General features: G+C 39.9%; 15 protein-coding genes and 2 pseudogenes. 15 read left to right on the top strand and 2 right to left on the bottom strand.

What is annotated here, in order from left to right; all coding sequences use genetic code 11:
* Positions 1 to 62: 62 nt before the first annotated feature.
* The 7 genes and pseudogenes from ACTNBR_RS06685 (at position 63) to ACTNBR_RS06655 (ending at position 8,707) form a co-directional block, all read left to right on the top strand.
* Positions 63 to 2,606 (top strand): type I restriction-modification system subunit M, encoded by a 2,544-nt coding sequence (locus ACTNBR_RS06685; protein ID WP_441017508.1) that lies wholly within the window; start codon positions 63 to 65, stop codon positions 2,604 to 2,606.
* Between the two features lies 1 nt (position 2,607).
* Positions 2,608 to 3,864, top strand: coding sequence for a restriction endonuclease subunit S (locus ACTNBR_RS06680; protein ID WP_441017511.1), 1,257 nt, complete (start codon positions 2,608 to 2,610; stop codon positions 3,862 to 3,864).
* Positions 3,865 to 3,973: 109 nt separating this feature from the next.
* A complete protein-coding gene (locus ACTNBR_RS06675) occupies positions 3,974 to 4,453 on the top strand; it encodes a DUF3990 domain-containing protein (protein WP_441017514.1) in 480 nt (159 codons plus the stop codon).
* On the top strand, positions 4,450 to 4,695 hold the full coding sequence (locus tag ACTNBR_RS06670; protein ID WP_441017517.1) for a hypothetical protein: 246 nt from the start codon (positions 4,450 to 4,452) through the stop codon (positions 4,693 to 4,695). The genes ACTNBR_RS06675 and ACTNBR_RS06670 overlap by 4 nt, the downstream gene beginning before the upstream one ends.
* 8 nt (positions 4,696 to 4,703) lie before the next feature.
* Positions 4,704 to 4,913, top strand: coding sequence for a DUF3791 domain-containing protein (locus ACTNBR_RS06665; RefSeq protein ID WP_441017520.1), 210 nt, complete (start codon positions 4,704 to 4,706; stop codon positions 4,911 to 4,913).
* A 24-nt stretch (positions 4,914 to 4,937) separates the two neighbouring features.
* Positions 4,938 to 5,507: pseudogene (locus ACTNBR_RS06660) on the top strand (restriction endonuclease subunit S); the annotation flags it as partial.
* A gap of 59 nt (positions 5,508 to 5,566) precedes the next feature.
* A complete protein-coding gene (locus tag ACTNBR_RS06655) occupies positions 5,567 to 8,707 on the top strand; it encodes a type I restriction endonuclease subunit R (RefSeq protein WP_441017523.1) in 3,141 nt (1,046 codons plus the stop codon).
* A 72-nt stretch (positions 8,708 to 8,779) separates the two neighbouring features.
* On the opposite strand, the gene ACTNBR_RS06650 is transcribed toward ACTNBR_RS06655, so the two are convergent.
* Complete coding sequence (locus ACTNBR_RS06650) at positions 8,780 to 9,706, bottom strand: tyrosine-type recombinase/integrase (protein ID WP_441017525.1); 927 nt, start codon at positions 9,704 to 9,706, stop codon at positions 8,780 to 8,782.
* A 286-nt stretch (positions 9,707 to 9,992) separates the two neighbouring features.
* Between ACTNBR_RS06650 and udk the strand changes: the two genes are divergently transcribed.
* The 6 genes from udk (at position 9,993) to ACTNBR_RS06620 (ending at position 14,442) form a co-directional block, all read left to right on the top strand.
* Positions 9,993 to 10,610, top strand: coding sequence for a uridine kinase (gene udk, locus ACTNBR_RS06645; protein ID WP_427820045.1), 618 nt, complete (start codon positions 9,993 to 9,995; stop codon positions 10,608 to 10,610).
* A gap of 156 nt (positions 10,611 to 10,766) precedes the next feature.
* Complete coding sequence (locus ACTNBR_RS06640; protein WP_427806110.1) at positions 10,767 to 11,063, top strand: STAS domain-containing protein; 297 nt, start codon at positions 10,767 to 10,769, stop codon at positions 11,061 to 11,063.
* Between the two features lie 38 nt (positions 11,064 to 11,101).
* Positions 11,102 to 11,530 carry an ATP-binding protein gene (locus tag ACTNBR_RS06635; RefSeq protein ID WP_441017527.1) on the top strand — a complete coding sequence of 143 codons (429 nt, stop codon included), beginning with the start codon at positions 11,102 to 11,104 and terminating at the stop codon, positions 11,528 to 11,530.
* Between the two features lie 63 nt (positions 11,531 to 11,593).
* On the top strand, positions 11,594 to 12,967 hold the full coding sequence (locus ACTNBR_RS06630; RefSeq protein WP_441042686.1) for a cation:dicarboxylate symporter family transporter: 1,374 nt from the start codon (positions 11,594 to 11,596) through the stop codon (positions 12,965 to 12,967).
* Complete coding sequence (locus tag ACTNBR_RS06625) at positions 12,967 to 13,827, top strand: PHP domain-containing protein (RefSeq protein ID WP_427820041.1); 861 nt, start codon at positions 12,967 to 12,969, stop codon at positions 13,825 to 13,827. Before ACTNBR_RS06630 ends, ACTNBR_RS06625 begins: the two co-directional genes overlap by 1 nt.
* 246 nt (positions 13,828 to 14,073) lie before the next feature.
* Positions 14,074 to 14,442: an Hpt domain-containing protein gene (locus ACTNBR_RS06620; RefSeq protein WP_441030599.1), complete on the top strand. Its 369-nt coding sequence runs from the start codon at positions 14,074 to 14,076 to the stop codon at positions 14,440 to 14,442.
* Between the two features lie 29 nt (positions 14,443 to 14,471).
* Here the strand turns inward: ACTNBR_RS06620 and ACTNBR_RS06615 are convergent, their stop codons facing one another.
* Positions 14,472 to 15,707, bottom strand: coding sequence for a threonine/serine ThrE exporter family protein (locus tag ACTNBR_RS06615; protein WP_427820039.1), 1,236 nt, complete (start codon positions 15,705 to 15,707; stop codon positions 14,472 to 14,474).
* A gap of 511 nt (positions 15,708 to 16,218) precedes the next feature.
* Here ACTNBR_RS06615 and ACTNBR_RS06610 point away from each other — a divergent pair.
* Positions 16,219 to 17,058, top strand: a complete 840-nt coding sequence (locus ACTNBR_RS06610) for an alpha/beta hydrolase (RefSeq protein WP_441017533.1) — start codon at positions 16,219 to 16,221, stop codon at positions 17,056 to 17,058.
* Between the two features lie 559 nt (positions 17,059 to 17,617).
* Positions 17,618 to 17,857, top strand: a pseudogene (locus tag ACTNBR_RS06605) (transposase); the annotation flags it as partial.

The raw sequence follows: 17,857 nt of genomic DNA, 5'->3' as shown, positions 1-17,857 counted from the left end.
AGGAAAAGTGTGATACAATGTGGTTATTAAAAGAATAATTCTGTAGAGAGGTGGAGTTTTCCATGAACAAACAACAATTAGCTTCCCGTATTTGGGAATCTGCAAATAAAATGAGATCAAAAATTGAAGCTAATGAATACAAAGACTATATTCTTGGCTTTATTTTTTATAAATTCCTTTCTGATAGAGAAGTGGATTTCCTGAAGAAAAATGACTGGGAAGAGGAAGATTTTGTTGAATTGGTCGAGGAAGATACTGAGACTGTAAACCAGTGCAGGAGAAGCCTGGGATATTTCATTTCTTACAAGAATCTGTTTTCGACCTGGCTTGGTATGGGAAAGAATTTTGATGTATCAAATGTAACTGATGCATTATCTGCATTTGACAGACTGATCAATGAGTCGCATAAAAATGTTTTTGATGGAATTTTTGATACACTTCAGACGGGGCTTTCTAAACTGGGTGAAACTAGTAACGCAAGAACGAAGGCAATTAGTGATTTGATTCAATTGATAAAAGATATTCCTATGGATGAAAAACAGGGATATGACGTTCTGGGATTTATCTACGAGTATTTGATTTCAAATTTCGCTGCAAACGCCGGGAAGAAAGCGGGGGAATTCTATACTCCTCATGAAGTATCCGTGTTAATGTCTGAAATTGTCGCGGAGCATCTGAAAGACAGAGAACGGATCGCAATCTATGATCCGACTTCCGGCTCAGGTTCTCTTCTCATTAATATTGGACAAAGTGTGTCGAAATATATGAACCGCGACTGTATACAGTATTATGCGCAGGAGTTAAAAGAAAGTACGTATAACCTGACCAGAATGAATTTGATTATGAGAGGAATTAATCCCTCAAATTTGTTTACAAGGAATGCGGATACATTGGAGGACGACTGGCCGATTGATCTTGACAGTTATCCACCGGTGCTTCGTGTAGATGCAGTTGTGTCAAATCCACCTTATTCGCAACAGTGGACACCGGACGGAAAGGAGTCTGATCCGCGATATAGTGAATATGGATTGGCACCGAAGAGCAAAGCAGATTACGCTTTCCTTCTTCATGATCTTTATCATATTAAACCAGATGGAATTATGACGATTGTGCTTCCACATGGTGTTTTGTTCCGTGGTGGAGAAGAAGAAAAAATACGGACAAATCTGATCGAAAAGAATCATATTGATGCAATTATCGGGCTTCCGGCGAACATTTTTTTCGGGACAGGCATTCCGACAATCATTATGGTGTTGAAACAAAAACGGGAAAATAAAGATGTTTTGATTATTGATGCATCAAAGGGATTTGTTAAGGAGGGAAAAAATAATAAGCTTCAAGCATCAGATATTAAGAGAATCGTAGATGCTTATTTTGAAAGGAAGACCATTGAAAAGTTTTCGAAAGTGGTCAGCAGAGAAGAAATCCGTGCAAATGATTATAATCTTAATATTCCGCGCTATGTGGACTCTTCAGAGAAAGCAGAAAGTTGGGATATCTATGCAAGTTTGATGGGTGGGATTCCAAATTCAGAGATTGACGAGCTGCAAAGATATTGGCAAGCATTTCCGAGTCTTCGTGAGAGCCTTTTTATGAGTAACGGTACTCCATATTCTTCGCTCAGATGTGAAGATGTAAAAAAAATTATTGTAGAAAACGAAGATATTAAAGTGTTTAAAAATAATTTCGCAAATTGTTTTATGGATTTCGAAGACTTATTAAAAGAAAGATTGATTCAAAATATGGAATCCTTACAGGCGGGCAAAGAAAAGGAAGAAATAGGAAATCAGATTTTTAAGCGACTTCACGACATTCCGTTAATTGACAAATACAAGGCATACCAGATACTCGATGATAAGTGGACTGAGATTGCAATTGATTTTGATGTGATTGGGACAGAAGGGCGAGAAGCAATCAAGGTTGTAGAACCAAACATGGTCATGAAGAAGGATAAAGAGATTCAGGAAGGATGGAAAGGAAGAATTTTGCCATTTGAGCTGGTACAAAAAGTGCTTTTGCCGGATCGCTTGTCTGTAATTACAGAAAATGAAAAACGACTTGCTGAGATTACATCCATGTATGAGGAATTGATTGAAAATCTTTCCGAAGAAGATAAAGAAAGCGATATTTTAAATGAAAATCAGGACGCTTTTAATGCTAAGGGAGTTACCGTAAAGTTAAAAGAGTTAAGAAAAGCGGAAAATGAAGAAGAACGGGCATTGAAAGCGGTATTAGAGCAATATGGCAATCTAAGCAAAGAAGAAAAAGAAATTAAAAAGGAAATCAAGGAATTAACATCGCGGCTTCTTATTCAAACGAAAGAAACGATAGAAAAACTTTCTGATGAGCAAGAAGAAAAACTATTGAGTGAAAAATGGATTAAACCGTTAATCAGTGATTTACATAACCTGCCGGAGCAAATTGTGGCAGATCTTGTTAAAAAAGTACAATCTCTTGCGGACAAGTATTCTACGACTCTTCACGATATTGAGGAAGAAATCGAAGAAACTGAAAGAGAGTTGATAAGGATGACAGATAAACTTACGGGAAATGAGTTTGATATGATGGGGCTTGCCAGTTTGAAAGCGCTGCTTGGGGGTGAGTAAAATGGGAAAAAAGACGAAAAAACCACAGATTCGGTTTGCTGGGTTTACTGATGATTGGGAACAGCGGAAGTTGGGTGATGTAGCGGATTTAGTCGGCGGAGGAACGCCAAACACGCAAAATCCTGAGTATTGGGACGGCGATATAGACTGGTATGCTCCTGCTGAAATTGCAGACCAAATCTATGTTAAAACAAGTCAAAGAAAGATAACTGAACAAGGATATGATAATAGCTCTGCAAAGCTTTTACCGCCCGGGACTGTATTATTTACTTCTCGTGCTGGAATAGGAAAAACCGCTATTTTAACACGAAAAGGCTGTACTAATCAAGGTTTTCAGTCTATTGTCCCTCATAAAAATGAGCTTGACACTTATTTCATTTTTTCTCGGACAGAGGAATTAAAGCGATACGGAGAGTTGGTTGGAGCTGGTTCAACATTCGTCGAAGTTTCCGGCAAACAGATGGCTGCAATGGACTTAATGTTGCCATCTACTATTCGAGAACAGCAAATGATAGGAGTATTTTTTAAGCAACTCGACCACCTCATCACCCTTCATCAGCGTAAGCTTGATAAGCTGAAAAGTGTTAAAAAATCTATGCTTGAAAAAATGATTCCTCAAAATGGTGAGGTGAAACCAGAAATTCGATTTACTGGATTTACTGATGATTGGGAACAGCGTAAGCTGGGAGCAACAAATACATTTTTCACAGATGGCAACTATGGAGAGGCTTATCCAAAATCATCTGATATGACTGATAGCGGTAGTGGAATACCTTTTCTTACAGGCGGAAATTTAAAGGATGGAAAACTATCCCTTGATGGAGCAAGTTATATTACTCCCGAAAAACATTCCAAACTTACATCTGGTCACTTGCTTGAAGATGATATTGTGATTGCTGTTAGAGGTTCCTTAGGCGCACTAGGCTACGTAAATACTGATAATTCAGGGTGGAACATTAATTCTCAATTAGCAATATTGCGCACTGACAAAAGTGAATTATATGGAAAATTTCTGATTCAGTATTTGTTATCTTGGACAGGACAAAATGAATTATTAAAAAGACAAACGGGTTCAGCATTAAAACAACTTCCAATAGGAGCAATCAAAGATGTCGAAGTGCCAATCACATCTATTGCTGAGCAGGGGAAGATTGGCGAATATTTTTCAAATCTCGACAACCTTATCACCCTTCATCAGCGTAAATTGGAAAAATTGCAAAATATTAAGAAAGCCATGCTTGAAAAAATGTTTGTTTAGAAAAATATGTATTTGTAGCGAGGTACCATGTTACGTTATGAATGGGAATTGAGCGTATAGTTTAGTTTATTAAGTAGAGAAAAGCAAGTAAAGAAAGAAGGAGTTTGTTATGACTTTATACCACGGAAGTAATGTGGAGGTAAATGATCCCAAACTGATTCCGACTAAAAGACTATTGGATTTTGGAGCTGGATTTTACTTAACCAGTGATTTTGAACAGGCAAAAAAATGGGCTTTGCGTACGACAAGTAACCGTAAAATAGGAACACCGCTTGTATCAGTCTATGAGGTTGATGATGAAATGGCGGAAAAAGTGAGAGTCTTGATTTTTGAAGCTACAAATAAAGAGTGGCTCAGATATATTGCAGCAAATAGAACTGGTAAATTGTTGGATGAAGAATATGATATTGTAATCGGGCCTGTTGCAAACGACCAGACTATTCGAACTATAAATAACTATCTGAAAGGATATTTCCCTGAGGATGTTGCGATTCGTTTGCTTCTTCCTCAAAAACTAAAAGATCAATATGCTTTTCGAACAGAGAGAGCACTTAAATTATTGAAATTTGTGGAGGCGAAAAATGTATGAAGCGATTAGAACCGGAAATTATCGATTACTATAATGGTGAAGTTGTTCAGATGATTATTGATAAATACGGATATAGCCAAATGGATGCGTTAAGAGAATTTGTATTCTCAGAAACACATGAAATGTTGGAAAACGAAGAGAATGGCCTGACTTCCTTCGGAGCGGGAGCCATATTTGAAATGTGGGAAGCAGAGAAAATTACTGGGGATCCAAGAAATTCCATTTATATTAGAGGAGAGTAAGAAACGTTATGCCAGAAGAAATGAAATTTTTTATGTATCTTTTAGAATATTATGCATCCTATCGAGGGAAAAAAACTGGTGATGTCTTAAAAGAATGGGATGAGAAGGGGATTACTCAAGCTGTTTATGATAATTATTGGGGATATCATACAGAACGAATTGAAAATGCTTTTATAGATATCGACAGCTTGCTAGCTACAGGAAAACATGCATGGTAGAGTGGGAATTACGATTGGGAACAGCGTAAGTTATTAGAGTTCGGTCAGGCTACTGGTGGTACATCTATAGAATCCGAGTTTTCAGAAGATGGAATATATAAGGTAATAAGTATAGGAAGCTATTCAGAAGATAGCGTTTATAGAGACCAAGGGATACGTGCTGTAAGGTCAGACAAGACTGTAAATAGAATATTAAACAAAGGTGATATTACGATGATTTTGAATGATAAGACAGCATCGGGGAATATCATTGGACGTGTACTTTTGATTGAAGAATCGGGGGGTTATGTATATAATCAGCGAACTGAAAGAATTGAAGTGGATAGTTCAAATTATGATTCGCAGTTTATTTATACAATGTTAAATGCACCAGAGATTAGAGATAAAATTATAAAGCAAAGTCAAGGCAATACGCAGATATACGTTAATTGGACAACTGTATCACAAACTGATTATTTAGTGCCTCAACTTAGCGAGCAAAGAAGAATTGGAGAGTATTTTTCCAACCTCGACAACCTTATCACCCTTCATCAGCGTAAGCTTGAGAAGCTCAAAATGATTAAAAGACTACTGCTAGAAAAAATGTTTATTTAAACGGGCAAATTGGTAGAAATACAAATTCTGACAAATCACAAAAGATAGGATGTGAATAAATGAGTTACGACAGTGAAAGTAAGTTTGAAGCGGATCTCATTAGAACCCTCGTAGAAGAAAAAGGGTGGAGAGACGGTGTTCTGAAGTACAAGAACGAGAAAGAACTGCTTCAAAACTGGGCGAATATTATATATGAGAATAACAGAGCGGTAGATCGTCTTGGAGATTATCCGATGACAGCCGGAGAAATGCAGCAGATTATGGAGCAAATCAAAGCACTGCGAACACCACTCAAGTTAAATGGATTTATTAATGGTGGATATGTCCAGATTGTCAGAGATAATGAGAAGGATCAACACAATTTTGGTAAAATGATTTCTTTGAAAATATTTGATCGGAATGAAATTGCGGCTGGCAGGACACGATATCAGATTGCCGAACAGCCGATTTATAGCGCACGAAATGATATTTATCCAAACCGGCGTGGAGATTTTTGCCTGTTGATAAATGGGATGCCGCTGATTCATGTAGAGCTAAAGAAAAGTGGTGTGCCTGTATCGGAGGCGCAATACCAGATTCAGAAATATTTGCATGAAGGAGTGTTCACTGGAATTTTTTCGTTGGTTCAGATTTTCGTAGCTATGAACCCGGAGGAATGTGTATATTTTGCGAATCCCGGGCGCGCGGATAAATTCAGTGAGAAATTTTGTTTTCATTGGGCAGATCAGTATAATAATCCAATTAATGACTGGAGTACGATCGCGGAAAGGCTTCTTTCTATTCCAATGGCACATGAGTTGATTGGATATTATACGGTTGCAGATCAGACTGATAATACGCTGAAGGTTATGAGAAGTTATCAATATTATGCGGCCAGTAAGATATCTCGTCGTGTCAGTGAAATGAAATGGGATGACCAGAATATTTATGGTGGATATGTGTGGCATACTACGGGATCCGGTAAAACGATGACCAGTTTTAAGTCGGCTCAGTTGATCGCAAATTCCGGCGATGCTGATAAAGTGGTCTTCTTGATGGATCGGATTGAACTGGGAATACAATCTTTGCGGGAATATCGGGGATTTTCTGATGAAACTGATGACGTTCAGTCCACTGAAAATACGGTTGTATTATTGGGGAAATTGAAAAGTGATGCCGCGAAGGACACACTGATTGTTACGTCGATTCAGAAAATGAGCAGAATTACACCGGATGATAATGTGAATATCGCAGATATTGAAAAAATCAATCGAAAGAGGATTGTTTTTATCGTAGATGAATGTCATCGCAGTGTTTTTGGCGAAATGCTTTCGACGATTAAACACACCTTCCCAAGGGCAATCTTTATTGGATTTTCCGGTACACCTATCTTAGAAATCAATAAAAAGAAAGATACTACAACAGCAGATGTCTTTGGAAATGAACTGGAAGGTACCAGGTATACGGTGGCGGATGGGATGAGAGATGGCAATGTACTCGGTTTTGATACAATTCCGCAGCCTACATATAAAGACAAGAATTTGAGACTGGCGATAGCTTTGGATAAAGCAAAGGTCAGGAGCGAAGCAGAAGTTTTCGGGAATCCGGCGAAAGAAGCAATTTATAATCACTGGATGAATGAAGTCCCTATGGGGGCACAATTGGGAGACAATGGGGAAGTATTAGAAAGTATTGAAGGGCAGCTGACAGATGCGCAGTATGACCGGGAGCAGCATCGAAAAGCAGTTGTAGATGATATTTTGGAAAATTGGATCAGCCAGAGTCATAATGGAAAATTCCATGCCATGTTAGCTACCAGCAGTATTCCAGAAGCGATCCAGTACTACAAAGAAATCAGGTCCAGAAATCGTGGCTTGAAAATCACCGCAGTATTTGATCCTCATGATGGGAATCATGAAGGATCCATTGAGAAAATCGATGGAATCAAAGAGATTCTGGAAGATTACAATCATGATTTCAGTGTGCGGTTCAATATTCCGGGATATGCGGCTTTTAAAAGAGATGTGTGTGCAAGACTGGCACACAAAGATGCTTATGTGGCTATTGAAAATGAGCCGGAGAAATGCCTGGATATTTTGATTGTTGTAGATCAGATGCTGACCGGGTATGATTCAAAGTGGCTGAATACTTTATATATGGATAAGTTCTATAAATGGTCAAATATTGAAATGATCATTCAGGCTTTTTCAAGAACTAACCGTGTGTTTACTGAGGATAAGCCGCATGGAATCATTCGTTACTACAGAAGACCGTATACCATGAAAAATGTGGTGGAATATGCATTTGAACAATATTCAGGGAATAAGCCATACGGAATCTTTGTGCCGAAATTGAAAGAAAATCTGGAAAGTATGAATCGATGTTTTGAAGAGATTAAAACTTTATTTGAATCTGCCGGTATTTCTGATTTTTACAAGCTCCCGGATGAAAAGGCGGAAAAACAGAAGTTTTCGAAATTATTCCGAGAACTCAATAAGCATCTGGAACCGGCTAAGGTACAGGGATTTGTATGGGAACAGACTTCTTATGAAATTGAACAACCGGGTGGAGTGAAAGAAATGGTTTGTCTGGAATTTGATCAGCAGACATTTGAAATATTGCTTGCGCGTTACAAAGAGCTGAGAAGACCAGGCCCTGATGGAGGCGGTGAAGAGGAAGCGTATGATATTGAACCCTATTTGATGGCACTTTCTACAGAAAAGATTGATTCGGATTATATGGACAGCAGGTTCAAGAAATATGTGAAGATGTTAAATGAGAATGCCGATGAAGAGACCATTCATAATATGCTCAATGAATTGCATCGTTCCTTTGCAAGTCTTACACAGGAAGAGCAGAAGTTTGCTAATATTCTGCTGAAGGATATCCAGAATCATGAATTGATTGTCAGTGAAGATAAAAGTGTCCGGGATTATATAGTAGAATATCAAATTCGTGCGAAAAGTGATCAGATTCATAATTTTGCCTCCAGATTGGGAATTTATGAACAGAAATTACGCCAGTTGATGGGAAAACATGTGACTGAAAATGATATGAATGCATTTGGTCAATATGACGATCTGATTCAGAGCGTTGATATTACGATTGCAAAACAATATTTTGATGAAAAAGAAGGAAGTAATGTGCCGAAAAGAAAGGTTCGGGCAAAGTTAGATGAACTTCTGAGAAAATTCATACTGGAAGATGGATTCGATATCTAGAGAATGATAAGAAGGCGATATCAAGAGAGATATTGCCTTCTTATCTATTTTGACGTGTATCATTATTTCCTTTTAGCTAAGGCTGGATAGAGACCTCATAATGAGATCGATATCTTTGTTTTCGAGTTCCTGAATGATATGCAGATAAGTCTTCTGGGTGGTCGTCATACTAGAGTGACCTAATCTCCTGGCTACACTGGCGATGGAAACTCCGGCGAAAAGAAGGAGTGAAGCATGAGTATGCCGAAGTCCGTGGATGGAAATCACAGGAATATTCACGGCTTTACAGTGACGGGCAAGAATATCATTTACGGTCGAGTTGTAAACGGTATTTTTTACAAAAATGGGCTGATCTTCAGGAAGCTCTTTTAGAAGACCTGCAAATTGAATGACCGTCTGCCAATCCAACTGGATTTTGCGTACGGAGGAGCTGTTTTTAGTCGGAGAAAAGCCGCCATTTCCTTTATAATTCCATGTTTTTGAAATAGAGAGAATCTGGTGGGAAAGATCGAAATCTTTTGGAGTCAGAGCCAGGGCTTCTGAAAATCGCATGCCGGTTTTGGCAACCAAAAGAATGAACCAATCCCAGCTGACTTCCTGCTCCAGAGTCAGATCAGCGAGCAGTTTCTGTAGTTCGAACTGATTCAGGTATTTAGGTTTTTTATCCCGTGGCTGCTTACCTTTGATGATTGCTTTACGTGTAGGATCCCGTTCAATTAAACCTTCATCAACTGCATCCAGTATGGCGCATTTGAGGTGATGGTGAAAATCCATAGTAGTTTGTCGCTCGTGTTCTGCAGCGTAATCGTTGAGAAGCTTTTGGTAGGCAATCCGGGTCAGGTCGGTAATGCGAAGTTCTGGGACGAGTTTTTCCACCCACTGATGTGCCATGGAATACTTCTCCATGGTGACGGGACGTATGGCTCCTTCTTTATATGTTGTGATCCATTGTTTATAATAATCACAGAACAGGATATCAGGTGCTATTGTTGTGGACATTTTAGTAACCTCCTTTGTTTTGTATGAATGATACACGACAAAAACTATAACTATCATTATAGTAGCACTTCAATTGCTGCCAGACTGCCGTGCTGTATGAAATGGATGTTTTATGATTTAGCGATGAAAGCAATGATTCATATCTTGCAAACGTATGATTTTAAAATGCACCCCAGATTCGTTGAAACCAAGGCTAAATCATGATAAACTGAAAACAGAAGCTATACAAAATCGATATCTTTACAACAAAAATCCGATTAAAATGGAAAGAACGGGAGAAAATGAAATGAGTGAAAATATGATTATCGGAATTGCGGGCGGATCCGGGAGCGGGAAAACCACATTGACCAATCAGATTGCAGCAAGATTTGCGGAAAGTGTAACGATTATTAAACATGATAATTATTACAAAGCACATGATGATATGGATTACGACGAGAGAAGCCGTCTGAATTACGATCATCCGAATGCATTTGATACGGAACTCATGATCCGCCATCTGAAAGCATTGAAACAAGGTGAGAGCATTGAATGTCCACTTTATGATTATACGATCCATAATCGCAGCAAAGACACGATCCGGATCGTGCCGAACCGTGTGATTATTGTGGAGGGTATCCTGATTTTTGAAAATAAAGAATTGTGTGAGCTTATGGATATGCGGATTTTTATTGATACAGACGCGGATGTCAGGATTATCCGAAGAATACAGAGAGATGTTATGGAACGGGCAAGAAGTCTGGAATCCGTTATTAATCAGTATATTGAGACGGTCAAACCAATGCACGAACAGTATGTGGAGCCGAGTAAAAAGAATGCCAATGTGATCGTGCCGGAGGGCGGCTACAATCAGGCAGCGATGGAAATGATTTTCAATCATATTAAAACATATTTGCAGTCATAAAAGCAAAAACGATACGCTGGAAGACACAGACGATGCCGGGAAGTTCGCATTTGTAGACAAAAATCATTGATACACGGTAGGGAAAATGCTAAAATGTAATTGCTTAGGTGCATCGTGTACCGTAGAACGGAAAAAGAATTTAGGAGGATCAAGATTATGAATATCAACAAAAACAAGAAAGACGCCAAAATGACGATTGCGCTGGAAGGCAGACTGGATACGACAACTGCACCGCTTCTGGAAGGAGAACTGAAGGATTCTCTTGCAGACATTACGGAACTTGTTTTTGATTTTTCCAAGCTTGAATATATCTCATCAGCAGGTCTTCGTGTACTTCTTGTGGCGCAGAAAGCTATGAATAAACAGGGCAGTATGGTAATCAGAAATGTGAATGATGTGATCATGGAAGTGTTTGAGGTGACTGGTTTTTCAGATATTCTGACGATTGAATAAGAAAAAGGAACGGGAGACGAAGAAAAGGAGGTTCCAGGATGAAGCAGATGGGGACAGCAAAAGAGCTTACAGTTGAGGCAACAGTGGATAATCTGGATAAAGTGACATCATTTGTAGAGGAAGCTCTGGAAGAAAGCGGCTGCCCGATGAAAGCACAGATGCAGATCAATATTGCGATTGATGAGATTTTCAGCAACATCTCTTATTATGCTTATCAGCCCAATACGGGGGATGCGACGGTACAATTGGAAATTTCTGAGGAGCCTGCAGAAGTGACGATTACATTTATTGACCAGGGCATTCCTTACGATCCCCTTTCACAGGAAGAACCGGATACAACACTCTCGGCGGATGAAAGAAAAATAGGTGGACTCGGAATCTTTATGGTGAAAAAGAGTATGGATGATCTTTCATATGAGTACAAAGATGGAAAGAATATTTTGAAAATGAAGAAAGCATTTAGATAGAAGACTAGTAGAAAATGATGATACTGAATGATAAGAATAACCTTGGTCAAGCATTGAATTACATTGTTACGTACCTGTCACAATTTGATGCTTACTCAGATCGGTGTGCCGGCTGAAGCACTGAGCCTGATTATGGGAATCGATTCGCTGATGGGAATGTTCCGGACGGCAGTGAATTCGACTGGAGACGTGGCGGTAGCCCTCATTGTTGCAAAAACGGAAAAAATGCTGAATATAGAGAAATACAATCAAATAGAACAAAGTGAAATGGAGGTAATTCACATGGGCAATGTTACTATTACACGGGAGAACGAGAAAACGGTGATTCATTTAAGCGGCAGAATTGATTCTTCCAATGCACCTCAGGTTGAAGAAGAAATGATGAAAGCTGAGAATGGCGTTCCTGTAATGATCGATCTCGAAAATCTCGAGTATCTTTCCAGTGCCGGTCTCCGTGTGATCTTAAGACTGCGTAAAAATCATCCTGAACTGGAGCTGAAGAATGCATCCACCGAAGTATATGAGATTCTGGATATGACCGGATTTACTTCCATGATGCCGGTTTCCCGCGCATACCGCAGAGTGTCTGTGGAAGGATGTGAAGTGATAGGTCAGGGCGCAAATGGTAAAGTATACCGCATTGATCCGGATACCGTAGTTAAGGTATATCTGAATCCGGATTCCCTGGCAGACATCGAACATGAGCGTGATGTCGCACGAAAAGCACTGGTCCTCGGTATTCCGACTGCAATTTCTTATGACGTCGTAAAGGTCGATGACCATTATGCATCTATGTTCGAACTGCTAAATGCGAAATCATTTTCAAAGCTTTTAGCGGAAACGCCTGAAAATATCGATGAATATGCAAAGATGTATATTGACCTTTTGAAATTGATCCATTCCACAGAAGTTCCTGCGGGACAGCTCCCGGATCAGCGGGAGATCGCAATTGGATGGACGGAATTCTTGAAGGATCATCTTCCGAAAGAGGTATATGAAAAACTCCATAAAATGATGCTGGAGATTCCGCATGATGACCATATGATTCATGGTGACTATCACACCAAGAATATTATGCTTCAAAATGATGAAGTGATCCTGATCGATATGGATACACTTGCAATCGGTCATCCGGTTCTGGAAATGGGGTCTATGTATAATGCATATATCGGATTCAATATGCTGGATAAGAACAATGTGCTGTCATTCCTTGGTTTCCCATATGAGGTTGCGGAAGCATTCTGGCAGAAGAGCCTTGCACTTTACTATGGAACCGATGATAAGGAAGTCCTGAAAGACAAAGAAAATAAAGCGAAAGTTGTAGGATTGATCCGATTACTGCGCCGTACCATTCGCAGAAACGGAAGCCCGGAACTGATTGAGATCTACAGAAATGAACTTTGCAAACTGGCAGAACAGGTGGATACACTGATATAATGAATCGTAATAAGAATTTTAAAAACCCGGATCTGCATATGCATTCAATCTATTCTGACGGAACGGATACACCTGCTGCCTTGCTTAAAAAAGTAAAGGCGGCAGGAATCGATCTTTTCTCTCTGACCGATCACGATTCCTGCGATGGATGTGCGGAGATGCAGAAAGTATTGCAGCCAGATGATCCGGCATTTATTTACGGTGTGGAATTTTCCTGCCGTGACAACAAAGGAAAATATCACATCCTCGGGTACGGATATGACCCGGAGAAATCTTCCATTCTCGAAGCTGTACAGATTACTCATTCAGCCCGGATGGATAAAGCGAAAAACCGGCTCAGGTTTCTTGAAGAGAATTATGGCTTTGCATTTTCGGAAGAAGAACAGAATGAATTTTTGGCGCTGGAGAACCCCGGGAAGCCGCATCTTGCGAAAATGATGCTTGCAAGAGGATATGTCGCAGATAAGGCTGAGGCATTCCGGATTCTGGGCGGATACCATGGAAAGGAAAGATATCTGTCTCCTGAGGAGGCGATCGATGCCATTTTATTCGCAGACGGAATTCCGGTGCTTGCGCATGGAATCCTGGCAGACGGGTCCAAAGTGCTTACAGAAGAAGCTACCGAGGAACGGATTTCCAGACTCAAAGCCAATGGCCTTATGGGGTTGGAATGCTATTATTCGGGATTCACCGAATTACAAAAGAGCAGCATGCTGAAATTTGCAGAAATTTACAATTTATTTGTCACCGCAGGAAGTGATTACCATGGCGCAAATAAAACTGTAAAACTCGGAAATACGAATCAACCATCGCCGGAAGTGATGCAAAGATTTTATAAGGCACTCTCCAGATTATTATAGTTTCATGTGTTAAGAAAGTTTTAGCATAGGGAGTTAGAAAATATGGTATCTGCATTGCATGACATCGGTAAGATAATTGTTCGGATGAGATCCTGCATGGGGAATGCGGCGCATTTAATCCATTGCTTTTGGAATGTCTGATGGAAGTGGAAGATAAATTAAAAAACAAAATGCAGCTGGAAACGATTGATCCGCTGGAGACGGTAGGAAAAGCGGTGGAATAAATCCGGCAAAAAGGAGAAAATGATGACAATTCAAGAATGCTATCAGAAGATAGGCGGAGACTATGAAGCTGTTCTCAAAAGATTGATGAGCCCGAATCTTGTGCGTAAGTTTATAGGCAAATTTTTAGAAGATGACAGTTATCAAAAATTATGTGAAGAAATGGATGCAGGAAATCGGGAAGAGGCCTTCCGTGCGGCACATACACTGAAGGGCGTATGTAGAAATCTTGGGATTGAGAGGCTTGCAGGTTCTGCGGAAATAATTACAGAAGTACTGCGTAAAGAGCAGGAGACCGTTCCGGAAGAAGCGGCTGCACTTCTGGAAGATGTCAAAAAAGATTATCAGGAGGCAGCCGAGGCGATTCGTACTTATATCGCAAGTGAAACGTAAGGAGCCAATCCGGATATCTGCACTGGATTCTAGGAATGTTTTCCGATATGGTAATCCCGATTCAATGCAGTCATAAGATATCTTGAAGCAACATCAACGATTAAGAATCCTAAGGCAATGGCAAGGCAGGTCGTGAGCAGCGAATTTGTCTTGACCATTGCCATTTCTTTATTTCCACTCACATATCCATACATCATATAGTACAGAGCAGATCCCGGAATTAAGGGAAGCACGGATGCGGTGAGGAAAATCGTAGAAGGTGCCTTGTTGATCCGGGACATGGCAAATGCATAGAAACCGACAAACACGGCGGCTGTCAGTGTGGCCAGGAAATTGCTGGGGTTAAAGTGGTACACCAGCAGATAAATTCCCCAGGTCAAAAAAGCGCCGACGCTGGAAAAAAGCACCTGTCTGCCACGAATTTTGAAACACAGTGCGAAACCGGTACATCCGATCGTGCAGGAAATAAGCTGAATCAGAATATTCGTATTCAGCGCTGCTCCTTCGGAAGAAACTTCATTCAGAAGAAGCATGGCAAGTGCAATCCCGAATGCGATACCCGCAGCGCCAAGAAAAGAATTCAAGATGTTGATCAGACCGGAAATAAAGTCCCGCTGCAGGAGATCACGGATTCCATTCGTTGTTCCTATTGCGCTGATGAGAAGCATGACCATCCCCAGCATGATTCGTTCCGGATGGACGCCGATACCCAGCCGGACCAGAACGACGATCAATACTTCCGATAAGAAAGAGAGAATCATATTATAGATCAGCAAATTGCTCTCCCTTTTACTGAGCCAGTTTCCGGCGATGACAAGCATCACAGACGCAATCGCAGCTACAACTGCGTCAGTAAATCCGCACCCGAAAAAAACAGCAAATCCGGTTCCGCCCATCACAGTAGCAACATACTGGATCGCGGGATGCTGCGGAATGCGGTTCATGGTGTCAAGATACTTCTGATGCAGTTCCTTCTCATTCGGCGTGTGCGCACAGACATATCTTGATAGCTTATTCAAATGGTGAAGCAGATCAAAATCAGTACTAACCGTCTCAATATGGCGGATCTGAGTAAGAATCTCCCCATCCGGCGTCTCAATAGTAATCTGAATGTTGCTTGGTATTACGAATACATCATACCGTGTAAAGCCGTAACTCCTGCACATTCGATAGAGACTGTCTTCAATTCGAAAATTCTCGGCACCACTTTTTAACATTGCCTCTCCAATGTCAAGGATACCTTGTAAAATTTTTGTATAATTCATATATGAGTCCTCGTGGCCGGGGGACGGGTTCGTAGTCACTCATTCTGAGTGACGCGAACCCGCCCGCGGTCTGTTTTAATTTATAATCTATGAATTTTATTATACGTTCTATGAGGCTTTATTTCTAGTCCGAATTACAGAATTTGACGATGAAACTGTCTGAGCGGATATGGAATACAGAAATAATGTCTTAGAATGTGTATCATGAAATCATTGCACAGAGGAAAGATATTATATATATGTTTGATGGGAATTGATATTATATTGAAGATTATTCTCGGAATTTAGTGACGATTTCGGAAGTGCTTGTGGATAATAGTAATCACTAAACGGTAGATAGTACGTACCTTTACAAAGCTTGAGCAATCCTATATGATAGAGATAGATTCGCTCCAACCATATTTCATATCTTCTTTATCGGGATTTAGGTGAATAGGAATAGAGTGTCCGTGTCTTGAGAAGATATGAGAAAATGTAAAATCGAAAGAGGATGGAACAAGGTAGGAAAAAGATGAATAGGGAAGAATTTGTAAGAGCAATAAAATATGTAAAAGGAAAGACAGATAAGGTACTTCCTGTTACGCCACAGCAAGTCTGGATTCGCGCAGAACTCGCGGAAAAATTTGCAGGGGAGAAATACGGAGTTCGGCTTTGGGGAAGGATTTATAAGCAAAAAGAACCTTCTGGGAAGTGGGCTATCATTTTGCATCCGAATCAGTTGGATGGCAGCATCATAACTAATAACATAGGCTATATCTATTATGAGCTTGGCTATCATATTTTGGCACCGGATCTGCGCGGATTCGGGAAAAGCGAAGGACGTGTGGCGATGGGGTTCCTGGAAAGTCTGGATGTCTATGACTGGCTGAAAAAGCTCCATGCTGATTATAAAGTAGAGCAAGTGATCGTACATGGATTATCTTTAGGAGGAGCGACAGTTAACTATCTCTCCGGGCTTGATACATTTATGGAAAATGGACCGTTGAAAGTGGGGAAATTACAGGCCCTTCCCGAGTTACATGTTACAAGACTCATCGTAGACAGCAGCTATGTAGGAATGAAACAGTTCGCGTGTAAATCATTTTTCATCTGGAGCGGAATTGGACTGACAAAGGATAATTTTGATTATTACGGTGATGCGTCAGAGAGCCTTCGGCATTCAAAAACTCCGATGATGATTATACATGGAAAGAAAGATTACTTTGTAAAGATGAAAAATGCAGATCGGATTGAGGAATGTGTGAATGCAGATTGTAGAAGGTGGAATGTAGAAGGAGAAGGACATGTTTTTGTACTGCTGGGGAGAAAGACGGGAGAATACCGGGATAGAATAAGAGAATTTTTGGAGTGACCTCCACTTTTTATTAATAATGCAGAATACAAAGAATAATTGTGCTATAATCGGCTCATAGGCAGGTGGTTTTGAGGAGCTCCTGAATCATATGTAAAGATTCATGTGATTGTCGAAAATCATTTCTATGAATGGAAATTGTAATACTGTATGTGCTGCAATTTCCGATTATTGTAACAATGTCAAGCCGATTCAGGCAAATATCAATGAATTATGCAGGGAAATTCTAAGTGGCTATGGGACGGGGTGTAGTTACTATATTTCAAAGAAGGGAGAGTAATATACCCAGAACAAGAAGAATAATAAGCCCAATTGATACGTATCACATTATGCTACGAGGTGTGAATCACCAATAAATCTTTGAAGAAGATTCGTGACCATGAACCCATCCCCGATGCACTCCTAAAATTCAAACAAATGATAGCAAATTTTCTTGAATAAATTGCGTGCATAGTATATTATGATGCTGGGGTCAAAAGGTATTTCCAACTAATTAAATAACTACTATTGATGAAAGACATATGGTATAATCATCTTATCAAATAAAGGTGGTTTGCATATGTCTTTTAAAACAAATGATGTAGAACAGTTATCTCTGTTCGATAGTTTTTTAAACCTCACTGCACGTGAGCAAAAAGCGTTAGAAAATTCCTGGGCAAAGGTTTTCGCAGAAGAAGTGTTCCCTAAAATTGATGAAAAACCTTTTGCTGTTTTATATAGTGATAAAGCTTCACGGCCAAACACTCCTGTTAACGTAATCATCGGAGCATGCATCATCAAAGAATTGTTTGATTACTCT

It is taken from the genome of Bariatricus sp. HCP28S3_F11 (assembly GCF_052065395.1).
Taxonomy (GTDB): domain Bacteria; phylum Bacillota; class Clostridia; order Lachnospirales; family Lachnospiraceae; genus Allocoprococcus.
Note: the sequence above shows the minus strand (reverse complement) of the source record. Positions and strands in the feature narration are given on the sequence as shown.

Coding starts and splice junctions, on each gene's coding strand:
- ACTNBR_RS06625 (WP_427820041.1), top strand. CDS start 12,967: ATGAATCGTAATAAGAATTTTAAAAACCCGGATCTGCATATGCATTCA.
- ACTNBR_RS06640 (WP_427806110.1), top strand. CDS start 10,767: ATGAATATCAACAAAAACAAGAAAGACGCCAAAATGACGATTGCGCTG.
- ACTNBR_RS06675 (WP_441017514.1), top strand. CDS start 3,974: ATGACTTTATACCACGGAAGTAATGTGGAGGTAAATGATCCCAAACTG.
- ACTNBR_RS06650 (WP_441017525.1), bottom strand. CDS start 9,706: ATGTCCACAACAATAGCACCTGATATCCTGTTCTGTGATTATTATAAA.
- ACTNBR_RS06615 (WP_427820039.1), bottom strand. CDS start 15,707: ATGAATTATACAAAAATTTTACAAGGTATCCTTGACATTGGAGAGGCA.
- ACTNBR_RS06635 (WP_441017527.1), top strand. CDS start 11,102: ATGAAGCAGATGGGGACAGCAAAAGAGCTTACAGTTGAGGCAACAGTG.
- ACTNBR_RS06680 (WP_441017511.1), top strand. CDS start 2,608: ATGGGAAAAAAGACGAAAAAACCACAGATTCGGTTTGCTGGGTTTACT.
- ACTNBR_RS06685 (WP_441017508.1), top strand. CDS start 63: ATGAACAAACAACAATTAGCTTCCCGTATTTGGGAATCTGCAAATAAA.
- ACTNBR_RS06665 (WP_441017520.1), top strand. CDS start 4,704: ATGCCAGAAGAAATGAAATTTTTTATGTATCTTTTAGAATATTATGCA.
- ACTNBR_RS06610 (WP_441017533.1), top strand. CDS start 16,219: ATGAATAGGGAAGAATTTGTAAGAGCAATAAAATATGTAAAAGGAAAG.
- ACTNBR_RS06655 (WP_441017523.1), top strand. CDS start 5,567: ATGAGTTACGACAGTGAAAGTAAGTTTGAAGCGGATCTCATTAGAACC.
- ACTNBR_RS06670 (WP_441017517.1), top strand. CDS start 4,450: ATGAAGCGATTAGAACCGGAAATTATCGATTACTATAATGGTGAAGTT.
- ACTNBR_RS06620 (WP_441030599.1), top strand. CDS start 14,074: ATGACAATTCAAGAATGCTATCAGAAGATAGGCGGAGACTATGAAGCT.
- udk (WP_427820045.1), top strand. CDS start 9,993: ATGAGTGAAAATATGATTATCGGAATTGCGGGCGGATCCGGGAGCGGG.